Origin of the sequence: Aeromonas sp. 102P, from assembly GCF_051920345.1 — a bacterium.
Taxonomy (GTDB): domain Bacteria; phylum Pseudomonadota; class Gammaproteobacteria; order Enterobacterales; family Aeromonadaceae; genus Aeromonas; species Aeromonas veronii.
Genome location: NZ_JBQBCZ010000001.1, coordinates 2,623,871 through 2,643,995, shown reverse-complemented (window position 1 = coordinate 2,643,995; position 20,125 = coordinate 2,623,871). Strand labels below are relative to the sequence as shown.

The window sequence follows — 20,125 nt, the reverse complement described above, 5'->3', positions numbered from 1 at the left end:
TCAGCCCTGGTTGGTCGGATCCTCATGGGCGGAGAATTCACGCATAAAGGCCTCGGCGCGCTCCACCATCTTGGTCGAGCCAACAAAGTAAGGGGTACGCTGGTGCAGCGCGGTGGGCTGGATATCCATGATGCGGCCAAAACCGTCAGAGGCCTTGCCACCAGCCTGCTCCACCAGAAACGCCATCGGGTTGCACTCATAGAGCAGGCGCAGCTTGCCGTTCGGCGAATTGGTGCCGGACGGATAGATGTAGATGCCGCCCTTGAGCAGGTTGCGATGGAAATCGGAAACCAGGGAGCCGATATAGCGGGAGGTGTAGGGTCTGTGGGTCGCCTCATCGCGCTCCTGACAATATTTCAGGTACTTCTTCACCCCGTCCGGGAACTTGATGTAGTTGCCTTCGTTGATGGAGTAGATCTTGCCCTCTTCCGGAATGCGGATGTTCTCGTGGGAGAGGCAGAAGCAGCCGATGGAGGGGTCGTAGGTAAAGCCGTTGACGCCAAATCCTGTGGTGTAGACCAGCATGGTGGAGGAGCCGTAGACCACATAACCGGCGGCGACCTGACGGTTGCCCGGTTGGAGGAAGTCCTCCAGCGTCACCGGCGAACCCTGCGGGCTCAAACGGCGGTAGATGGAGAAGATGGTCCCGACCGAGACGTTGACGTCGATATTGGAGGAGCCATCGAGCGGGTCGATCAGCACCACATACTTGGAGTTTTTGGAGAGCGGTGAGTCAAAGGCGACGAAGTCCTCTTCCTCTTCCGAGGCCATGCCGCACACCTCGCCGCGCGCTTCGAGCGCCGCCTTGAAGCGTTCGTTGGCGTAGACATCCAGCTTCTGCTGCACCTCGCCCTGTACGTTTTCAGCGCCCATGGAACCGATGATATCCGCCAGTCCCGCCTTGTTGATCTCCCGGTTCACCACCTTGGCAGCAAGGCGGATCGAGCTGAGCAACGAGGTTAGCTCGCCGGTCGCGGTAGGATAATCCGCCTGCTTTTTGACGATGAACTCACCCATGGTGATCATGTTTCGCATTTTTGTTCCTTTAGATCGCATCCGTTGGCATTGAAAACGTTTGCAGGCATCGGCAAAAAAAATGCCGATCACCGGCGGCCTTGATTTGTAACCTAATGTAACGTCTGTTTTTTGTTTTTGCAGCGAATTAAGCGGCCTATTAAATAGGCTATCTCGCCTAACGTTATGGTAAAAGACGCGTTTTATTCGGTTTCAATCGATAACTTCCAGCCCCTTAATTCGTGGCAATAACCTGCTGCAAGCCATGAGTTGACTGGCCTTGAGCCATTAAAAATGGAGTCTGATGGGCCTGCCGTTCCCTCAGCCATTGCCTCTTGAGATCCGATCGCCAATCCAGCACACTGATTTCGCTTTGGAAGCAAATAAAACTCAAGGATTATCAATGAACAAGACTCTCATTGCCGGCATGGTAGCCGGACTGTTTGCCCTTCCCGCCTGGGCTGCCCAGGTGCCTGCCGGTACCAAGCTGCTGCCGGATGCCCAACAAATCTACGTGACCAATATCGGCACCGAACCCACCACCATCGACCCCCAGCTGGTAGAAGAGACCGCCGGTAGTGCCATCGTCAACGATCTGTTTGAAGGGCTCTATGAGCTGGATAATACCGGCAAGATCAAACCAGCAGGCGCCGTCAGCTACGAGGTAGACAAGACAGGTACCGTCTACACCTTCAAACTGAGGCCCGAGGCCAAGTGGTCAAACGGTGAACCGGTCACCGCCGCCGATTATGTCTACGGCTGGCAACGGGCGGCCGATCCCAAGACGGCCTCCAACTACGCCTGGTTTATCGAGTTGACCGGAGTGGTCAATGCAAGCGAGGTGACACAGGGCAAGAAGAGCCCATCAGAGCTCGGGATCAAGGCGCTCGATGACCACACCCTGCAGGTCACCCTGAAAAATCCGGTCCCCTTCTTCCTGAAGACGCTTGCCCACTACACCACGTTCCCGGCCCCCAAGGCCACCATTGAAAAATTCGGCAAGGATTGGGTCAAACCGGGCAATATCGTCTCCAACGGTGCCTTTGTACTCAAGGAGTGGACCCCCAACGAGCGGCTGAGTGCCGAGCGCAATACCCACTACTGGAACAACCAGCATACCGTCCTGAACAAGGTGATCTATCTGGAGATCGTCTCCGAAACCGCCGCCTACAACCGCTATCGCACCGGTGAACTGCACTACACCACTTATCCGCTGGAGCAGTACAAACAGCTCAAGAGCAAGAGCCCGGAAGAACTGGTCAGCGTCCCCACGCTGGCCAGCTATTACTATGTCTTCAATACCCAGCGCAAACCGTTCGATGACCCGAAAGTACGCAAGGCGCTCTCGCTCGCCATCGACCGGGAGACCATCACCGACAAGATCCTGGGACAGGGACAAATTGCCGCATATAGCTTCACGCCCCCCATTGTGGACGGTTTTGAATTGAAAAAACCGGCCAGCCAGCTGCAGAGCAAAGAGGAGCGGATCAAGCAAGCCAAAGCCCTGTTGGCCGAAGCGGGATATGGCCCGGACAAGCCACTCACAGTGGACATTCTCTACAACACCAACGAGAGCCACAAAAAGATCGCGCTGGCCGTCTCCTCCATGTGGAAACACAACCTGGGGGTCACTGCCACCCTCAACAACATGGAGTGGAAGACCATGGTCTCGGCACTCAACGAGGGGGATTTCGGGGTTAGCCGCTATGGCTGGAACGGGGATTATAACGATGCCTCCACCTTCCTCGACATCATGACCTCCAGCAGCAGCGCCAACAGCGGCAAGTGGTTCAACAAGGAGTACGACGCCCTGCTGGCCAAGGCCCACGATTCGCTGGATCCCGCTGAACGCAATGCCCTGTATCAACAGGCAGAGGCACTCATTGATGCGGATGCCCCCATCGCCCCTATCTATTTCTCGGTCAAATCCAGGTTGCTCAAGCCTTTCGTGAAAGGCTACCCCCACCTTAACCCGCAGGATGTGGTCTACAGCAAGGAGCTCTATCTGGTTGCCCAGTAACCGGCTAGTGTAGTGGTCAACTAAATCCGGACTCTTGGTTAGGCCGTTCTTCGGCTTTTGCTGGTGGCATCCCGTCATTGTGGCAATGTGGACGCCGCCAGTTGTAGTAATCCATCAGGTAGTAACTGATATCCCGCTTCGCCTCTCGCAAGCTCATATATCCCATAGCCGGGAGCCACTCTGACTTCAGGCTTCTGAACAACCGTTCCATCGGGGCGTTATCCCAGCAGTTGCCACGCCGACTTATACTCTGGGTCATGCGATAGCGCCACAGTCGTTGCCGAAATGCCCGACTGCCATATTGGCTGCCCTGGTCGGAGTGAAATAGCACACCGGATGGGCAACCCCTCTGCTGATAGGCCATCTCCAGTGCTTTGATTGCCAATTCTGCATCAGGTTTATCAGACATCGCCCACCCCACGACCCGCCGGGTATGCAGGTCAAGAACCGCTGCCAGGTAATGCCAGCGACCACCTGCCCAGACGTAGGTAATATCGCCACACCACACCTGATTGGGTTGCTGGACATCAAATTCGCGGGCCAGCAGATTGGGAATGTCCGGTCGTTCAGACCGAGCGACCTGATAGCGATGAGCGCCCGGTTGCTTGGATACCAGCCCGGCTTCCTTCATCAGGTTACGTACTTTGAATCGACCAATCTGATATCCCAACTCCCGCATCATCGACATCAAGGCGCGGCTGCCCGCTGAGTTCCGGCTCGCTTTGAACAAACGGCGCAACTCAGAGCGCGGCTGCATGCGCTCACGGTTAATCGCCCGCCTGCGGGCCAGATAGTCGTAAAAACAGGATGTTGGAACATCGAAAGCGCAGCAGACCAGGGTGATGGGGGCTTGCTCCCTTAATCGGTCTATCAGCGCGTACGTGTGAACTCGTCCGCCATCAAGAGAGCAGTAGCCTTTTTTAGAATGTCCTTTTCACGTTCGAGTCGATTGATACGGGCTTCCAGCTCCTGGATTTTTTGCTGCTCCGGAGTCAGTGCTTTGCCGATTGGGGTTGTGCCAGTTCGTTCGGATTGCAGTTGCTGAACCCAGCGACGGAGTACGGTTTCATCGACATCCAGTGAACGGCTGGCTTCAGGGACAGAATATCCCTGGTCGAGCACCAGGGATGCGGCTTCGAGTTTGAATTTCGGCAGTAAATGAGCGACGTAATCTTGTCATTGAACACCTCAGGTCATGGTGGCGACTGTACCACCTAAAATGGTGTCCGGGATGATTAGACCACTACACTTTAGTAACTGTCTTCCTGCTCCGCCTTCATCCGGGCCTGACGGGCATAGGCCTCCTCCTCGGCGCTCTCGATCTCCTGCAGCACCGAATCGAGATCGATGGCGGCGCGGCTCTCTTCAAAGTGACCGGTCAGCTCGCTATCGGGGGTGAGTTTGCCATCTTCAAACAGCGCCCACATCTCCTGGGCATAACGGGTCTTGAGCAGCTCGGGGGCATACATGCCGTAGTAGTTGCGCATATTGTTGACGTCCCGCTCCAGCATCGCCTTGGCCTGGTTGTTGGCGGCGGCGTCCACCACCTGGGGCAGGTCGATAATGACGGGGCCCTGTTCATCCACCAGCACATTGAACTCGGAGAGATCGCCGTGGATAAGACCGGCGCAAAGCATCCGCACCACATAGCGGATCACCTTGTGGTGATCGATGACCGCCTGCTCGGGGGTAAGCGCCACATCGTTGAGGCGCGGCGCGACATTGCCATCCTCATCGGTGATAAGTTCCATCAAGAGGACGCCATCGAGGCAGACATAGGGCTGTGGCACCCGCACACCGGCCGCCGCCAGCTTGAACAGGGCGTCGACCTCGGTGTTCTGCCACACCTCTTCATGCTGTTTGCGGCCGTACTTGGAGCCTTTTTCCATGGCGCGAGCGCTGCGGCTGTTGCGAACCTTGCGCCCCTCCTGATAGACCACGGCCTGCTTGAAGCTGCGCTTGGACGCCTCTTTATAAACTTTGGCGCAGCGGATCTCGTCGCCGCAGCGCACCACATAGACGTCGGCCTCTTTGCCGCTCATCAACCGGCTGACGACCTCATCGACCAGGCCGTCATCAACCAGAGGTTGGATTCGATTTGGAATTTTCATGGCCGCCCTTTTACCCTATTTCCGCTCTCGAAGATAGCTCCGCGCACGCTCGCCTGCCTCTCCCTTTCATAAGACACCCTGTTATCCCCTGTTTGCGCTGTTTTTGTCCACCCGTTCGCCTTAAAAACCACCAGCAGCAGACCAAATACGAAAGGCGCCTGTGCCAACAAAAATGGCCCGCAAGCGGGCCAATTTTCAAGGTTCGGGCGGCAAGCCCTGACGAATGCGCTGGATCCCCGCTTCATAGAGGCCGTCATCCCCCTCCTGATGCTCCAGGGTTTCGAAGATCTTGAGAAACCACATGTACTGCTCGGGATGGCGCGCCACCTGCATCTCTACCACCCGGTTCATGGTATTGACGTCTGCCAGCAGATCGGCGGTGGGATAAGGGTCAAACGGCGGCTCAATCTCCAGCAGATAGCGCCCCTCATCCTCGTCATAGCTGGCGAAGATGGGCACGGCTCTGGCGCCAGTCAGTTTCACCAGCTTCGGCAAGGCAGGCAGGGTTGCTTTGGGGCGACCAAAGAAGGGGACAAACACGCTCGCCTCGCGGCCGTGATCCTGATCCGGCAGGTAGAAAAAACTGGCACCAGCGCGGATCGACTTGATCGCCGGCTTGATGCCGGCGCTGCGCTCATAGACCTTGCCCCCTTTGGCCCGCTCGCGGTTGATGTACCAGTCAAACACCTGATCTTTCGGACTCTTCATCATGGTGCACATCTCAATGCCCATCATGGAGAAGTAGCGGCCAATCATGTCGACCGCCCAGGTGTGAGGCACCACCAGGATCACCGGGCGGCCCGCAGCCTGCTCCGCTTGCACATGCTCCCAGCCGGTAACCTTGATGCGACGGGTCAGCCGCGCCTTGCTGCGCCAGCTGAGCTCGCCAAAGCCCATAAAGGTCTTGAGCCCGACCCGGATCGATTTGAGCAGCAGCGCCTGCCGTGCAGCGGCATCCTGCTCGGGAAAGCAGATCTTGAGGTTGGTATCGGCGATATAGGCCTGCTTTTTCGAAAAACGCAGCAGGGTTGGAGAGATCAGATCGGCAAAGCGATCCCTCAATCTCGCAGGAGTAAATGCCAGCAGGGAGAGCAGGCCCAGCGCACACCAGCTGCCCCACCATTTGGGATGCAGCAGGCGGCTATGAAATGAGGTATCAAATACCGGATCTAACGCAGACATGGCGGCCATCAAGTCATCAAAAACAAACGGTTATTGTAGTTATCCTGACATTTATTTCTACCCTGGGGAGGCTGGCCATCAGCCTGCAAGGCACTGATCAGACTAGTTATCATAAAAAATGGCCCACCTGGGGCCATTTCAATCAATCCAAATTCTGGGTCAGCCGTGGGGCGACAATCCCTTGCGGATCCGGCGTATCCCCTCTTCGTAGAGGCCATCCAGCCCCTCCTGATCTTCACGGGTATCGAAGATCTTGAGGAACCACATGTATTGACCCGGATGGCGCATCAGCTGCTGTTGCACCATGTCGTTCATGCGACAGGTATCGGCTATCACATCCTCGGTGGGATAGTTGTCGAACGGTGCCTCAATCTCCAGCCGGTAGCAGTGGTTCGCTTCGTCATAGCAGGCGAGCAGCGGCACCGCCTTGGCGCCACTGACCTGCACCAGACGGGGCAAGGCAGGCAGGGTCGCTTTGGGATAGCCAAAGAAGGGGGCGAAGATGCTCTTCTCGCGGCCATGATCCTGATCCGGCAGATAGAAGAAGCTGCGACCGCTCTTGATGGTCCTGATCACCGCCTTGATCCCGGCGCTGCGCTCATAGACGCGGCAACCGTTCTTGGCTCGTGCACGGTTGAGGTGCCAATCAAACACCGGATTGCGCGCCCGTTTCATCATGGTGCACATGGGCACCCCGCGCTGGGTGAAGCAGTAACCGGCGGCATCCACCGGCCAGGTATGGGGCACCACCAGGATCACCGGACGGCCGGCCGCCCGCTCCGCCTCGATATGCTCCCAACCGATCACCTGCATCCGGCTCATCAGATAACGCTGGCTGCGCATGGTGAACTCGCCAAATCCCAACAGACTCTTGAGGCCGACCCGGATCGAGGTCAGTGCAATGGCATCCCGCTCTTCCGGGCTCTTGTCCGGGAAGCAGATCTCCAGATTGGTTCTGGCGATATAGATCTGTTTTTTCGAGATACGAAACACCAGCGGAGCCAAGGCTTCGGCAAAACGGTCGCGCAATCGCACCGGCACAAAGGCGAGCAACATCAGCACACCGAGCGCCAGCCAGCTGAACCAGTAGCGGGGATGCAGAAAACGGGCTTCAAAAGAGGAGTCAAATACGGGATCTTGGGACGACATGTATTGGGGTCGAGCGAAAAAGTGGTGCTGCATTGTAGTCGTCCTGACAGGTAATACCAGTTAAATCCATGGCAAATAGCCCGCCACGGGCGCCACATCAAAAAACCATAAAAAAATGCCCCGCACTGCGGGGCATTTTGCTCGTTACACAACCAGGGTGGAGGCTCTTTGTCCATCCATCGTATGACTGGTCGTTTATCCCGTCGCTCTCGGAGCGCACTGCTTATCCATTTCCCGATGTCACATCATCAAGGTTTATCGGTGAGCCCCTTGGCGAGCCATGCCGTTGCTCATTTCTGTATCACGCTGCGGCAGAAAAAACATCAGGTAACGCAGTGCCACATACCCGACGATCACGGTAGCCACCCCCAGCTCGAAGTGGGCTAGCAGTCTGATCTGCTCGACGTAGTGACTGCCTTGCGCAAACCCTTCAACCAGATGGGCCACTTTGAACAGGGCGGTAGCACCTATCACCAGCGGGAAGGTAAAGGCGGCATAACCCGGCGAGAAGGGCAGACGCAGCAGTTTGATGAAGGCCAGATAGATGATACCGGTCATCAGGATGGCGATCCCCAACAGCACGGCCACCAGCAGCAGTGACGGCTCCTGGCTGACGGTCAGGTAACCGGCCAGAGAAAGGCTGGCAGGGGCCGCCAGAATGGCGATGGTCGGTTTGGCGGCATCCGGCACTTCATGGCTGAAGATCAGGCGATAGAGCATCAGCGGCAACATCAGGCCGTAGCAGATGATCCCGAACCAGAGCAGGCCGTTGGCCAGCGGGGCAAACTGACCGCCCGGGAAGGCGACGTCAGCCACGATGATCCCCACCGGCGGCACGAACCAGCTCGGCACCATGTGGTGGATTTCAAACTCTTTGGCGCGATGCCAGATAAAGGTGGCCAGGAACAGCAGGTGAACCGCCACGGCAAACAGCCAGAGGACCTCGCCCGCTTGCGGCGCAATCATACCCAGCGCTTTGGAGACCACCATGGTGCCCATGGCATAGGTCGGAACCACACTGCCCACCACGGGGTGAGCGAGATCCTGCAACAGCAGGCGGGGGTGGAGCAGAAACTTGAAGGTCAGGATCACCAGCAGCACGGCCGCGATGGCAGCGCCCAGCAGTTGCATCCGGCCATCGAAGTGACCGGCATTTTCCCAACACCAACCAAGGCTGGCGATGCCCAGCGCCAGACCCGCCATGGGTGTTGGGGCGGCAGCCAGTGATTTACGGGTTCTTGCGATCATGATGACACCTTTCTATTGATGACTATGGCGATAGGATAATGCCCCCTTATCGTTTACGATATCTAAATGAATTAAATCAATCATTCAGGAAAACCAAACACGATGAAACTGACCCTGCAGCAGCTGAAAGTGTTCGCCACCATTGCCCGCTATGGAAACCTTGGCCTTGCCGCCAACGAGCTCTGCCTGAGCAAGGGGGCTGTCTCCCAGTCGCTGCAGGAACTGGAGCGCCAGCTCTCCACCCCGCTGTTTGACCGCATTCACCCCAGATTGCAGCTCAACAACGAGGGGCGCCTGCTGCAACCGGCCGCCGAAGAGCTGCTGACCCGGATGCAGGATATCGAGAACCTGTTCAGCCCCGATGCCGAGCCGAGCGGCCAGCTGCGCCTTGGTGCCAGCCAGACCATCGGCAACTACCTGCTCCCCACCCTGCTCGCCAGCAGCAAACAGGAGCTGGGACTCCCCCCCAAGGTGACCATCAACAACACTCACCTGCTCTGCCATGCGCTGGCCAACTTCGAGCTGGATATGGCACTGATCGAGGGGGAGAACCACCACCCCGACCTGCTCGCCGAACCCTGGCTGCAGGACGAGATGCTGGTGGTGGCGCCACCCGGTCACCCGCTTGCCAACAAGAAGGAGCTCTCCCTCTCCCGTCTGGGGGGCGAGACCTGGGTATTGCGTGAAGCACAATCGGGCAGCCGCGAGCAATTTATCCAGCAGATCCAGCCCGAGCTGCCCCGCTGGCAACCAGGGCTTGAACTCAACACCCTGGAGGCGGTGATGCTGGCGGTGGAGAAGGGGCTTGGCATCTCCTTTATCTCCCGGCTGGCAGCCTCGGATCGCCTGGCAGATGGGCGGCTGATCGCCCTGCCCCTCTCCCGCCGCTTCCCGCGCCAGCTCTCCCTTATCTGGCACAAGCAGAAGTACCACTCCACCTCCCTGCGCCACTTTATCCACTTCTGCCGGGCTCAGGTGAAGGATGCCGAGGTGAGCCGCGCAGAGTAACGCCCGCTCGGAGCGCCGCTGGCAGGCCCGCCCGCCAATGACGGAAAAAGCAGAGAGGGAGCCACGGCTCCCTCTCTTTGATTCTCTTCTGAGTATCACTTCGCCAGACTGCGCAACCAGCTGATCTCCTCGCCCCAGATGGACTCGTCTATGGTCTCGAGGATCAGCGGAATGCGATCGAAACGATCATCATTCATGATGTGGTGGAATACAGCCTCCCCCAGATTGCCCTCCCGCAAGCTGTGGTGGCGATCGACCCGGCTACCGAAGGTACACTTGGCGCCGTTGATATGCATCCCCTTGAGATAGTGAAAACCCACCGTGCGGTCGAACTCGGCAAAGACGGCAGCGCAGCTCTCGGCGGTGCGCAGATCGTAGCCGGCGGCAAAGGCGTGGCAGGTATCGAAACAGATCCCGACCCGGCTCTTGTCCTCCACCCCTTCGATGATGGTAGCAAGGTGCTCGAACGACCAGCCGAGGTTGGTCCCCTGCCCGGCGGTATTCTCGATCACCGCCGTCACCCCTTCACTGCGCTCCAGCGCCCAGTTGATGGACTCGCTCACCAGCTTGAGGCTGGCCGCCTCAGGGATCTGCTTGAGATGGCTACCGGGGTGGAAGTTCAGATAGCAAAGCCCCAGTTGCTCGCAACGCTTCATCTCGTCGAGAAACGCATCGCGGGATTTGGCCAGACCATCGGGATCCGGGTGGCCCAGATTGATGAGATAGCTGTCGTGGGGCAGGATCTGCTCCGGCAGAAAACCGGCCTTGTCACAGGCCGCCTTGAAGGCACGGATGGTGGCATCCGACAAGGGCGCCGCCTGCCACTGACGTTGATTCTTGGTAAAGAGGGCAAACGCGTTGGCCCCGATGGCCTGGGCGCGGGCGATGGTATTCTCCACCCCGCCGGCCGCACTGACGTGGGCTCCGATATATTTCATACAATCTCCTCGATACGGCAAGCCGCCATTATGCCGATCCCGCCCGGCCACGCCAAACCGGGATATCCGATAGCGGGTATCGACAAACAGTGCCGCCTATACAAGGCGCTGCGTTTCATGGCGTAATCGGCCTTCGCTGTGGCAACCTCTCCCCAGAAGGGATAGTTAGAGCCCGTCCACGCCAGCATGGCGCCCATATAAAAACGCAGCGTATCGCCTGAGCAATAACGCTGCGTCTTTGGGTCTCTCGGCCGTCTCCCTTGCCGTGGCCCAAATGGCCAGCGACAAGGGAGCAAGAATGCGCGGGGAGAGTCGCCTTAGAAGGGCATTTTAAAACCCGGCGGCAGTTGCATGCCACCGGTCAGCTCGCCCATCTTGGCCTTGTTCTGCTCTTCCACACGACGCACGGCATCGTTGCAAGCGGCAGCAACCAGATCTTCCAGCAGCTCCTTGTCATCTTCCATCAGGGAGGGGTCGATCTCGATGCGACGGACGCTGTGGCTACCGGTCATGGTGACCTTGACCATGCCAGCACCGGCTTCACCGGTCACTTCCATCTGAGCCAGCTGCTCCTGCGCTTTCTGCATACGCTCTTGCATCTGTTGGGCCTGTTTCATCAGGTTCCCCATTCCACCTTTACCAAACATATGTCGTCTCTCGTCTTGAAATCCGGCATCCAGCGCCGGGCTGTGGGCTTGTCTGTCCTAGATGGGGACAGCCAAACTGCTTTTCAACCGGAAGCGAGCTCCCGGCCACGGAATTTAGCGGTTGAGTGGCTCGATGCTCTCGTGATGAAGCACGGCACCAAACCGCTGAACTAAAAACTGTACGTTGGGATCCTGCTCCAGATCCCGGGTCACCTGCTCGCGCACCCCGAGATAGAGGCGGTGTTCGATCTCGAGGGGGGTCTCCTGGTCAGGCACCACGCCGAGCGTAACCTCGACCTGCACCGGTTGTCCCAGCGCTGGCCCGATGATCTCGGCCAGATCGGCGCGCGCCTTGTCGCTCACCAGATGGCGCTGTTCAGGCTTGAGGGTTAGCAGTACCTTGTCCCCTTCCCGCGTCATCACCGAGTTGATGGCCAGCTGGCGCAGCCGCCCTCCCACCTGAGTGTGGGCGATCAACTCGGCCCAAGGGTCACCGCAACCATTGAGCAGCGAGGAGGGGATAAGGCGAGTCACCTCCCCCTCTTGCGGCTCGCTGTCGCTCTCGAGCTCATCCCAGTCGATGGTCTCCATCACTGGCTGAGGGGGTTCGCTCTGTGTCACGGGTGCAGCAGCCACCGCAGTGGTGGCAACGGGCGGCAGAGTCGCTGGGGCGGGCGTCACAGCTGGCGCCGCAGCACTGCGCTCGCCGGGTCGATAGCTCGGCTGCCCGTCGAGATCCCAGGGGGGCAGATCGGATGGCTGGGCCGGTGCCGTGACGGGGGCGTGGCTCATCACCTGAGTCTGCTCGGCAAAGCCCTGATTGAGGTACTCCTCGTATTCCCCGTTGTCACCCTGCGGCTCGTAACCGTCGCCATAGAGATCCACCGGCGGCAGATCATCATAGTGACCCATTGTCGCCATCCCCTGCCCGGCCGGTTGGCCGACCGGAGCTGGCTGTTGGGTGACGACCGGTACAGCAGCGGGCGCAACAGGGCGAGCTGGTGCAACCGGTACTGCGCGCGGCGCAGGCGCCGCCGTGGCATCCTGACCTCGCTGGCGGCTGCGCAGCATATTTCGCTTGCCAAGCAGGCTCTGCATGCTCGATACCGCTGAAACAGCTTCAGGTGCGCTAACCGGCGCGGTTGTCGGTTCGAGCGCAGGCTCGATGCTGGCAGTCTGCGACTCGCCACGGGAATGGTCCGCGTAGGCTGCGGCAGAAGCTTGTTCATAAGCATCTGCGGGCTGTGCAGCTGAGTGCGCAGACACATCGGGCTGCGCATGGGTCAACGCGGGCTCGGGTTGATACCCCATGCCCGCAGCCTCGCGCAGCAACTCATCCTGCTGGCTGAACAGCTCGGCAGCTTGCGCCTCCTCCTCGCTGTCGGCGGGGTTGCCGATGTCATCCGTCATCGCAGGCAGGGAGACATCAACCGCGGGCACGGCACTGGTAGCAACAGGGCTGGCTAGCGGTGCAGGCACGGCGCCGCTGATCGGTGCCAGTGCGGCCGATTCAGCGGCCGGGCGCTTTCCCGGCAAGGAGGCTACCGGCGTGGCACTGCTCGCCGCACTGCTCGTCATTGACGGGGGCAACGCAGTGAGGCTGGCCGGATGCAGGGCATCGCGCCTTGGGGAGAAGGCGAGCATCCGCAGGCAGGTCATCTCCAGCGCGGTGCGGCCATCGGGGGCCCAGGGCAGATCTTTACGGCCACCCAGCACGATCTGGTAGCAGAGCTGCACCTCTTCCGGGCTCATCGCCTTGGCCAGTTGCAGCAGGGAATCGGCATCCGCCCCCTGCTCCTGCACACTGGCAGGCAGCAGCTGCGCCATGGCGATGCGATGGAGCAAGCCTTCCAGCTCGGCGTGGAGCTGATCAAAATCGGGGCCCAGGGTGGCGATCTCAGTGATCTTGGCCATGGTCGCGGGGGCATCTTGCCGCAAAATGGCTTCCAGCAGCTGGTGCAGATGGCGGTGATCGAGCGTGCCCAGCATCGCCAGCACGCTGTCGAGGCGCACGCTGCCGTTACCGTGGGCCAGCGCCTGATCGGTCAGGCTCAGGGCATCGCGCATACTGCCGTCGGCGGCTTTGGCCAGTGCCAGCAGGGCGCGCGGCTCAAACGGCTGCCCCTCCTGATCCAGCACCCATTCGAGCTGCTTGGCAATCTGGGTCTGATCCAGACTCTTCAGATGAAACTGCAGGCAGCGCGAGAGAATGGTAATGGGCAGCTTCTGCGGATCCGTGGTGGCCAGCAGAAACTTCACATAGGGGGGCGGCTCTTCCAGGGTTTTCAGCAACGCGTTGAAGCTGTGGCGCGACAACATGTGCACTTCATCGATGAGGTAGACCTTGAAGCGGCCGCGGGCCGGACGGTACTGCACGTTGTCGAGCAGCTCGCGGGTATCTTCCACCTTGGTGCGGGACGCCGCGTCAATCTCCAGCAGGTCGACAAAGTTGCCCTGATCGATCTCGCGGCAGGTATCACAGACGCCGCACGGGTGGCTGCTGATCCCCTGCTCGCAGTTGAGGCTCTTGGCCAGAATACGGGCGATGGTGGTCTTGCCGACCCCGCGGGTACCGCTCAGCAGATAGGCGTGATGCAGCCGTCCCTGATCCAGGGCGTTGGTCAAGGCGGTCAGCACATGTTGCTGGCCTACCACTTGTTCAAACGTATGGGGGCGCCATTTACGCGCCAGAACCTGATAGCTCATAAATCCATCATGCAGGGAAGACAGGGCATTGAGGCCGGATGCTAACACAAATGGCGAGCTGGCTGTATCGGCTATCGGTGAGAGCGGGAGGGATCGCTTGATTTTCAAACCGATGCCCGCACGGGCACCGGTTCAATGCAGGCCCGATGCAGAGGATCGGGCCGAAGAGGCATTACTCGCCGGCCAGCTCGACCAGTGAGACCACCTTGATGCCAGCGGCAGTCAGGCGGGCATCGCCCCCCAGAGACGGCAGGGAGATGATGAAGGCCGCATCGGCCACTTCACCACCGGCACGGCGGATCAGCTTGACGGTCGCATCGACGGTACCGCCGGTCGCCAGCAGATCGTCCACGACCAGCACCTTGTCACCGGGTACGATGGCATCGGTGTGCAGTTGCAGGGTATCGGTGCCGTACTCGAGGGCATAGGACTCCTCGATCACTTCGCGCGGCAGCTTGCCCGGCTTGCGGACCGGCACAAAGCCCAGTCCCATGGCATAGGCAACCGGCGCGCCAAAGATGAAGCCGCGAGCTTCGGTGCCAACAATCTTGGTGATCCCTTGATCACGATAATGATTGGCCAGCAGATCGATGGTGGCCTTGAAGGCCTCGGCGTTCTCGATCAGGCTGGTGATGTCACGAAACAGAATGCCCGGCTTCGGATAGTCGGGAATGGTCTTGATGCTTGCTTCGATAAATTTCAGGGTTTCCGGATTCATGTGTTGACCGCTTATTTTTTTGACCCAGGGGTGGCCATTTTTTCTCAATTCCCTTCTGCGGGAAATAAAAAAGCCTGTCACGCAAAAATGACAGGCCGACTCCATAGCATTATTGCTGCAATAGCTTAGGGACTTCACTTCACCATTGCAACTGGCTCCAGCACCGGCAGACGCATTAACCAGGTGAGCAGGATCACCATTATGATAACCAGCAACCCCTTGACCCACAGCAGTGGCACCACCGCCAGCGACACCGAAAAGGTGAGCAAAATGAAGATAATGGCGCGCCGTCTGGCCTGACGACGAATGCCGCGATACTGCTGCCAATCCACGATGGGCGGGCCAAACCAGGGATGGGTCAACAGCCAGCGATGAAAACGGGGCGATGAGCGGGCAAACAGGGCGGCAGCCAGCAACATGAAGGGGGTAGTCGGCAACAGGGGCAGCACAATGCCCACAATACCGGTGACAAATGCCAGCCACCCGAGCGCCATTAGACACCAACGCTTCATTCCTTCTCCTTGCGTGATTTATCTCCCTCTAGCCTAACAGAGTTTGAGCGGGTGCTGACAGCGGGCCGCAACCCCACTACAATCTGCGCTCTTTTTTCTTGCCACTCTCGTCGGAAAGCCGTTATGCGCGTTATTTTGGCCCCCATGCAGGGGGTACTGGATCACCTGATGCGGGAGGTACTCACCTCCGTCAATGATTACGATCTCTGCGTGAGCGAGTTTATCCGGGTCGTCGATCAGCTGCTGCCCGCCAAGGTGTTCTACCGCCTCTGCCCTGAACTGCTGCAAGATGGCAAAACCCGCGCAGGCACCCCGGTGCGGGTACAACTGCTGGGGCAACACCCCGAGTGGCTGGCCGAGAACGCCGTACGCGCTATCGAGCTGGGCTCCCCCGGCGTCGATCTCAACTTCGGCTGTCCCGCCCCTACGGTCAACAAGAGCAAGGGCGGTGCGGTGCTGCTCAAAGAACCCGAAACCATCTACCGCATCGTCAAGGCGGTGCGTGAGGCAGTGCCCGCCCATCTGCCGGTGAGCGCCAAAATTCGTCTCGGTTACGATGACAAGGAGCTCTATCTGGAGAACGCTCAGGCGGTCTTTCAGGGGGGCGCCAACGAGCTGGCCGTTCATGCCCGCACCAAGCGCGAAGGGTACAAGGCCCCTGCCCACTGGGAGTACGTGGACGCCATTCGCCGTGCCCTGCCCATCCCGGTCACCGCCAACGGCGAGATTTGGGATCACAAAGATGCCCTCGCCTGCGCCAGGGTCTCGGGTTGCGATGCCCTGATGGTCGGGCGCGGCGCCATCTCCCTGCCCAATCTGGCCAACGTGATGAAAACCGGCTGCCCGCACATGAGCTGGGCCGAAGTGCTGCAGTTGATGGTGAGCTATACCGAGCAGGATCTGGCCAGCGAAAAAGCCGACTACTATCCCAGCCGCATCAAACAGTGGTTCAGCTATCTCAAGCGGGAATATCCCGAAGCGGACCAGCTGTTTCAGGAGATCCGGGTGCTCAAAGAGACAGATCCCATCCGCGATTCCCTGCTGCAAGCAGCCAAAAGCCACGGCTAACCACGTTTAACTTGACGCATATCATCTTGATAGAGTTATCGGATCCCTATACTGCCCCGAATCTGTCGTCTGTCCTGTGGGGGATAATGTGTGTGAAATGACGCAAGCACAGTTGACTGTCTGGCGTAATCGCCTGCTGTCAGACTGGGCCCAAGTACGAGAAACGCTGATCGGTCAGCTCAAAGCCTGCCGCCGTGACGAGTGGGCCGAGCAGGTCGGTCACTGCGAGCAGGATCAACTGGTGGAACTGACCAGCCGGCTGGATCTGCCGAAGGTAGAGCAGAGTGTGGCCCGCCTCAAGCGGATCGATGCGGCACTCTGCCAGATGGATCTTGGCCTCTATGGCCTCTGCTCCGATTGTGAAGAGCCGCTTTCCATCGAACAGCTGGAACAGGATCCGACTCTGCAACGCTGCCCGCGCTGTGAAACCCGTTACCGCAAGGGATTCCACGCCCACGAACTGTGAGGGATGCACATCTGTGCATCCGCTCAACCCTCAGCACTGGTTACTCCGTCGTTCCTGTCCAATACTCACCGTATCAGCCTGTTCGAGGGTATGCGTTGTGTACAGACTCTTGTTGTTATGGTGTTTGTGTTGCCAGGCTACGGCACAAGAGTCATTGGTCGTGGGCTGGGTCGACTGGCAGCCCTTCAGTTATCGCAATGAACAGCAACAGCTCCGCGGACTGGATGTGGAGCTGCTCAACGCCATCTTCCTGCGTGCCGGTTATCAGGCCAGATTCAGTGAAATGCCCTGGGCTCGCGTGTTGCACGAGCTGAAATTCGGCACGGTTCAACTGGCCATGTCAGCCAATATCACCGCCGAGCGGCAGCAATATGCCCGCTTCAGCCACCCCTATCGGGAAGAGGAGACGGCCATCGTCATCCGTCGGCAAGATGCCGAGCGCTGGCGCGGGATCACCACCCTGGAGCAGTTGATCAACACCCCTGACTTCCATATCGGGGTGCTCAAGGGCTTTGATTATGGCAATACCTTCCGCCAGTTGATGGCAAGGCCCGAGCTGCAGCCCCGTTTGCAGATGCGCCTGCGGCTGGAGCAGTTACTAAAGATGTTGCAAGGGGGACGGATCCAGGGGTTTATTCTGGATCCCCACGGACTGCAGGAGTGGCAGGGTAAGGATGGCGTGCAGGACAAGCTGTATATTCTGCTGCATATCGAACTGACACCAGTTCACCTGATGCTGAGCAAAGAGAGCACCACAGAGGCGCAACTGCTGCGGATCAATCAGGCTATCGATCAATTGAAACAGAGTCCCGACTATCAGCAGATCCTCGATCGCTATCAGTTCAGATCCCTGCATTCACAGGAAAACACTCATAAGTAAGGGGAGCATCTGCTCCCCTTGCAGTCTCAAACAAACCCAATCCTGTCTCAAACAGCCCTGGTTGCAACTTGCCAGGACGTTTTGGTCACCGATAACGTGATGGTTAAACTTGGCTATCAGCGTCCCAGCACAATGTCGGCAAGGTGGGCGAAGTGGTGGATTTCGTGTGTGGCATCGCACTCGCCCGCTTGCCGCGCCGGGTTGTACCAGCAGGTTGCCAGCCCCTGCGCCGCCGCCCCGGCAATATCGGTTTTCGGATTATCCCCCACCATCAGCACCCGGGCCGGATCCGGCTGCCCCATCAGGGAGAGGGTGTGCTGGAAAATAGCTGGCGCCGGCTTGGTCACCCGGATCTCATCGGAGATCACCAGCGGCTCGAACCACTCGCTCCAGCCCAGTTTGCCAAGCCGCCCCCGCTGAGGCACGCTGAAACCATTGGTGATGATCCCCATCCGCACCTTGCTGCGCAGCTGCTGCAGGGTCTCGACCACCCCTTCGAGAGGCATGCTAAGGGCTATGATTTGCTCCAGAAAGGTGTTGTTCATCGCCATGGGATCGGCGGCAACCTGCTGGGCAAAGAGGGAGAAGCGGGTCTGCTGCAACGCCGTTGCATCGATCTCGCCGTCGTTGTACTGCTGCCAGAGCCCGTGGTTGAGGGCGTGGTACTGCGCCATGCTGGCGTCATCAGCCTGTACGCCATAGATCTGCAAGGTATGCGTCAGCGCAGAGGCGACCGGAAAATCGAGCAGGGTTTCATCCAAATCGAACAGCACCCAGTCATAGCTTGGTTGTTTCACAGAACTCCTTGTTATCATTCAGATTGTTCAGAGGCTTGGCGACCAACTCTGCCAAGCGGGCTGGCCAGCAGATCCAGCGTGAGGCGCACGCCAAAGCCGGTCACTTCGCTGGAGACCACCCCATTGCCCCCCTTGTTGCGAAAACCGCTAAGGTCGAAGTGCAGCCAGGGGGTCTGCTCGGGCACGAAGTGGGCGAGGAAACGGGCCGCATCGATGTGATCCGGCGAACTGCCCGGTGCACATTGCAACAGATCGGCCCACTCGCTCTCGATGTTGTCGTCGTAATCGTCATCAAGCGGGAAGGGCCAGATCCGCTCACCGCTGCGCTGACCCAGATTGACCAGCGATGTCATCCATTCGCTGCGATTGGTAAAGACGCCGCTGTAGCGGCTACCCAGCGCCCGTTTGCAGGCCCCGGTCAGGGTCGCGTAATCGAGCAGCAGATCCGGGGTATCCTGCACCGCCATCGCCAGGGTGTCGGCCAATACCATTCGCCCTTCGGCATCGGTATCGACCACCTCGATGGAGGTGCCATTGATGGCAGTCACCACCTCACCGGGGCGATAGGCGTGAGGGCCGATATGGTTCTCGGCAATGGCCAGCCAGCAGTGCACCTCGTAGGGTAGCTGAGCTCGGCTGATGGCGTAGAGGGCCCCCAGCGCCACTGCACTCCCCCCCATGTCCAGATGCATGCCATACATGCTGCCGGAGACCTTGAGGTTGTAACCGCCAGAGTCGTGGCAGATCCCCTTGCCCACCAACGCAATGCGGCGCACTGGCTTGGGTGGGTAGTAGCTGAGCTTGACCATGGCTCCCTGATTGTCTTCCGAGCCACGAGCAACGGCCAGAAACGCCCCCGCCCCCAGCTCGGCTAGCTGCGCCTGATCATAGTGATGGCACTGCCACCCCTCATCTTGCGCCAGCTTGCTGACAAACTCGCGATAGCTGGCGGCCGTCAGCTCGGAGGCAGGCAACACCGCCAGATGGCGAGCCAGCCCGTTCCCCCCGCTTCGCTGTAAAGGCGCGCCAAGTCCAGCACCACCGCAGGTGAAACCTTGATCTGCTGATAGCTCCAGCTGCTTTCACTGCGGCGCTTGCTGGTGGGCAACGAAATATTGGCGGCAAGCAGGGCTGACAACATCACTTCGGCCAGCATCACTCGCTCGGAGGGGGAAAAACCTTCCAGATGCAGCCCGAGCCGCTCCACATTGAGCCCAGAAAGAGGAGCAATCCAGCTTCTGATCTGTTTATAGAGGCGGTGATCCCGCGTCACACTGCCGGCCACAAACATCACCTGCAACAGGGTATTGCCATGCATCAGGGTAAAGGGCGCTTTTTTCCCCAGCGCAAGCTGGGTCTGGAGACCCGCAAGGGCGGGGAGCGAAAGCAAGGACTCCTTCTGCTCTTCGGCGATCAGCAGCAGTTGCAACGGCAGCCCTTGGGCAAGGGCTTCGGCCAGCGTGGCATCCCGGCTTTCAATAGCAGGAGGAAGATAGGTGAAGGGAGTGATCACAGGCGCGTGCCTCATCCATGAAGAGATACCTGATGATACCCAACAAATGGTTGATACGACCAGTTTTGGTCTTGAAAAAGCGTCAGAAATAGCAGCAATCACCAGATGGTGACGAGCATCAAGAAGGATTGTTCAATGGTTGGCAATA

At 59.0% G+C, this 20,125-nt stretch carries 16 protein-coding genes and 2 pseudogenes; 5 read left to right on the top strand and 13 right to left on the bottom strand.

Annotated elements, in window-relative coordinates; translation table 11 throughout:
- The gene (gene fbp / locus ACTG1K_RS12440) at positions 1-1,035 is read right to left on the bottom strand and encodes a class 1 fructose-bisphosphatase (protein WP_202006001.1); all 1,035 of its coding nucleotides are present in this window, start codon (positions 1,033-1,035) and stop codon (positions 1-3) included.
- Between the two features lie 382 nt (positions 1,036-1,417).
- Between fbp and ACTG1K_RS12435 the strand changes: the two genes are divergently transcribed.
- Entirely contained in the window at positions 1,418-3,034 is a 1,617-nt protein-coding gene (locus tag ACTG1K_RS12435) for a peptide ABC transporter substrate-binding protein (RefSeq protein ID WP_124929635.1), read from the top strand.
- A 16-nt stretch (positions 3,035-3,050) separates the two neighbouring features.
- Here the strand turns inward: ACTG1K_RS12435 and ACTG1K_RS12430 are convergent.
- From ACTG1K_RS12430 to ACTG1K_RS12410, 5 genes and pseudogenes are all read right to left on the bottom strand, one after another.
- A pseudogene (locus ACTG1K_RS12430) lies at positions 3,051-4,214 on the bottom strand (IS3 family transposase).
- Positions 4,215-4,284: 70 nt separating this feature from the next.
- Positions 4,285-5,145: a PA4780 family RIO1-like protein kinase gene (locus ACTG1K_RS12425; RefSeq protein WP_019445814.1), complete on the bottom strand. Its 861-nt coding sequence runs from the start codon at positions 5,143-5,145 to the stop codon at positions 4,285-4,287.
- A 195-nt stretch (positions 5,146-5,340) separates the two neighbouring features.
- Positions 5,341-6,336: an LpxL/LpxP family acyltransferase gene (locus ACTG1K_RS12420; protein ID WP_425855341.1), complete on the bottom strand. Its 996-nt coding sequence runs from the start codon at positions 6,334-6,336 to the stop codon at positions 5,341-5,343.
- A 150-nt stretch (positions 6,337-6,486) separates the two neighbouring features.
- Positions 6,487-7,476: a lauroyl-Kdo(2)-lipid IV(A) myristoyltransferase gene (gene lpxM, locus ACTG1K_RS12415; protein WP_440005528.1), complete on the bottom strand. Its 990-nt coding sequence runs from the start codon at positions 7,474-7,476 to the stop codon at positions 6,487-6,489.
- A 255-nt stretch (positions 7,477-7,731) separates the two neighbouring features.
- Positions 7,732-8,724: a TDT family transporter gene (locus ACTG1K_RS12410; protein ID WP_236287922.1), complete on the bottom strand. Its 993-nt coding sequence runs from the start codon at positions 8,722-8,724 to the stop codon at positions 7,732-7,734.
- Between the two features lie 102 nt (positions 8,725-8,826).
- Here ACTG1K_RS12410 and ACTG1K_RS12405 point away from each other — a divergent pair, with 102 nt between their 5' ends.
- Entirely contained in the window at positions 8,827-9,732 is a 906-nt protein-coding gene (locus ACTG1K_RS12405) for a LysR substrate-binding domain-containing protein (protein WP_040068074.1), read from the top strand.
- 95 nt (positions 9,733-9,827) lie between these two features.
- Here the strand turns inward: ACTG1K_RS12405 and nfo are convergent, their stop codons facing one another.
- From nfo to ACTG1K_RS12380, 5 genes are all read right to left on the bottom strand, one after another.
- The gene (gene nfo, locus ACTG1K_RS12400; RefSeq protein WP_005333444.1) at positions 9,828-10,670 is read right to left on the bottom strand and encodes a deoxyribonuclease IV; all 843 of its coding nucleotides are present in this window, start codon (positions 10,668-10,670) and stop codon (positions 9,828-9,830) included.
- 317 nt (positions 10,671-10,987) lie between these two features.
- Positions 10,988-11,317, bottom strand: a complete 330-nt coding sequence (locus tag ACTG1K_RS12395) for a YbaB/EbfC family nucleoid-associated protein (RefSeq protein WP_005333445.1) — start codon at positions 11,315-11,317, stop codon at positions 10,988-10,990.
- Between the two features lie 114 nt (positions 11,318-11,431).
- Positions 11,432-14,023, bottom strand: coding sequence for a DNA polymerase III subunit gamma/tau (gene dnaX / locus ACTG1K_RS12390; RefSeq protein ID WP_440005526.1), 2,592 nt, complete (start codon positions 14,021-14,023; stop codon positions 11,432-11,434).
- A gap of 172 nt (positions 14,024-14,195) precedes the next feature.
- A complete protein-coding gene (gene apt / locus ACTG1K_RS12385; protein WP_005352403.1) occupies positions 14,196-14,741 on the bottom strand; it encodes an adenine phosphoribosyltransferase in 546 nt (181 codons plus the stop codon).
- A 134-nt stretch (positions 14,742-14,875) separates the two neighbouring features.
- A complete protein-coding gene (locus tag ACTG1K_RS12380; RefSeq protein ID WP_111900114.1) occupies positions 14,876-15,253 on the bottom strand; it encodes a YbaN family protein in 378 nt (125 codons plus the stop codon).
- 123 nt (positions 15,254-15,376) lie between these two features.
- On the opposite strand from ACTG1K_RS12380, the gene dusC reads away from it, so the two are divergent.
- From dusC to ACTG1K_RS12365, 3 genes are all read left to right on the top strand, one after another.
- Positions 15,377-16,321 carry a tRNA dihydrouridine(16) synthase DusC gene (gene dusC / locus ACTG1K_RS12375; RefSeq protein WP_429206058.1) on the top strand — a complete coding sequence of 315 codons (945 nt, stop codon included), beginning with the start codon at positions 15,377-15,379 and terminating at the stop codon, positions 16,319-16,321.
- 97 nt (positions 16,322-16,418) lie between these two features.
- On the top strand, positions 16,419-16,787 hold the full coding sequence (locus ACTG1K_RS12370; RefSeq protein WP_005333451.1) for a TraR/DksA family transcriptional regulator: 369 nt from the start codon (positions 16,419-16,421) through the stop codon (positions 16,785-16,787).
- A 160-nt stretch (positions 16,788-16,947) separates the two neighbouring features.
- Complete coding sequence (locus ACTG1K_RS12365) at positions 16,948-17,667, top strand: substrate-binding periplasmic protein (protein ID WP_201950754.1); 720 nt, start codon at positions 16,948-16,950, stop codon at positions 17,665-17,667.
- A gap of 116 nt (positions 17,668-17,783) precedes the next feature.
- On the opposite strand, the gene yjjG is transcribed toward ACTG1K_RS12365, so the two are convergent.
- The gene (yjjG, locus tag ACTG1K_RS12360) at positions 17,784-18,464 is read right to left on the bottom strand and encodes a pyrimidine 5'-nucleotidase (protein WP_005333455.1); all 681 of its coding nucleotides are present in this window, start codon (positions 18,462-18,464) and stop codon (positions 17,784-17,786) included.
- 14 nt (positions 18,465-18,478) lie between these two features.
- Positions 18,479-19,977: pseudogene (locus tag ACTG1K_RS12355) on the bottom strand (M17 family metallopeptidase).
- Positions 19,978-20,125: the final 148 nt, after the last annotated feature.

What these genes read in the sequence shown, in the direction of transcription:
- ACTG1K_RS12435 (WP_124929635.1), top strand. Translation starts at nt 1,418, where the DNA reads ATGAACAAGACTCTCATTGCCGGCATGGTAGCCGGACTGTTTGCCCTT.
- nfo (WP_005333444.1), bottom strand. Translation starts at nt 10,670, where the DNA reads ATGAAATATATCGGAGCCCACGTCAGTGCGGCCGGCGGGGTGGAGAAT.
- ACTG1K_RS12425 (WP_019445814.1), bottom strand. Translation starts at nt 5,145, where the DNA reads ATGAAAATTCCAAATCGAATCCAACCTCTGGTTGATGACGGCCTGGTC.
- apt (WP_005352403.1), bottom strand. Translation starts at nt 14,741, where the DNA reads ATGAATCCGGAAACCCTGAAATTTATCGAAGCAAGCATCAAGACCATT.
- ACTG1K_RS12395 (WP_005333445.1), bottom strand. Translation starts at nt 11,317, where the DNA reads ATGTTTGGTAAAGGTGGAATGGGGAACCTGATGAAACAGGCCCAACAG.
- dusC (WP_429206058.1), top strand. Translation starts at nt 15,377, where the DNA reads ATGCGCGTTATTTTGGCCCCCATGCAGGGGGTACTGGATCACCTGATG.
- ACTG1K_RS12405 (WP_040068074.1), top strand. Translation starts at nt 8,827, where the DNA reads ATGAAACTGACCCTGCAGCAGCTGAAAGTGTTCGCCACCATTGCCCGC.
- fbp (WP_202006001.1), bottom strand. Translation starts at nt 1,035, where the DNA reads ATGCGAAACATGATCACCATGGGTGAGTTCATCGTCAAAAAGCAGGCG.
- lpxM (WP_440005528.1), bottom strand. Translation starts at nt 7,476, where the DNA reads ATGTCGTCCCAAGATCCCGTATTTGACTCCTCTTTTGAAGCCCGTTTT.
- ACTG1K_RS12380 (WP_111900114.1), bottom strand. Translation starts at nt 15,253, where the DNA reads ATGAAGCGTTGGTGTCTAATGGCGCTCGGGTGGCTGGCATTTGTCACC.
- ACTG1K_RS12420 (WP_425855341.1), bottom strand. Translation starts at nt 6,336, where the DNA reads ATGGCCGCCATGTCTGCGTTAGATCCGGTATTTGATACCTCATTTCAT.
- dnaX (WP_440005526.1), bottom strand. Translation starts at nt 14,023, where the DNA reads ATGAGCTATCAGGTTCTGGCGCGTAAATGGCGCCCCCATACGTTTGAA.
- ACTG1K_RS12370 (WP_005333451.1), top strand. Translation starts at nt 16,419, where the DNA reads ATGACGCAAGCACAGTTGACTGTCTGGCGTAATCGCCTGCTGTCAGAC.
- ACTG1K_RS12410 (WP_236287922.1), bottom strand. Translation starts at nt 8,724, where the DNA reads ATGATCGCAAGAACCCGTAAATCACTGGCTGCCGCCCCAACACCCATG.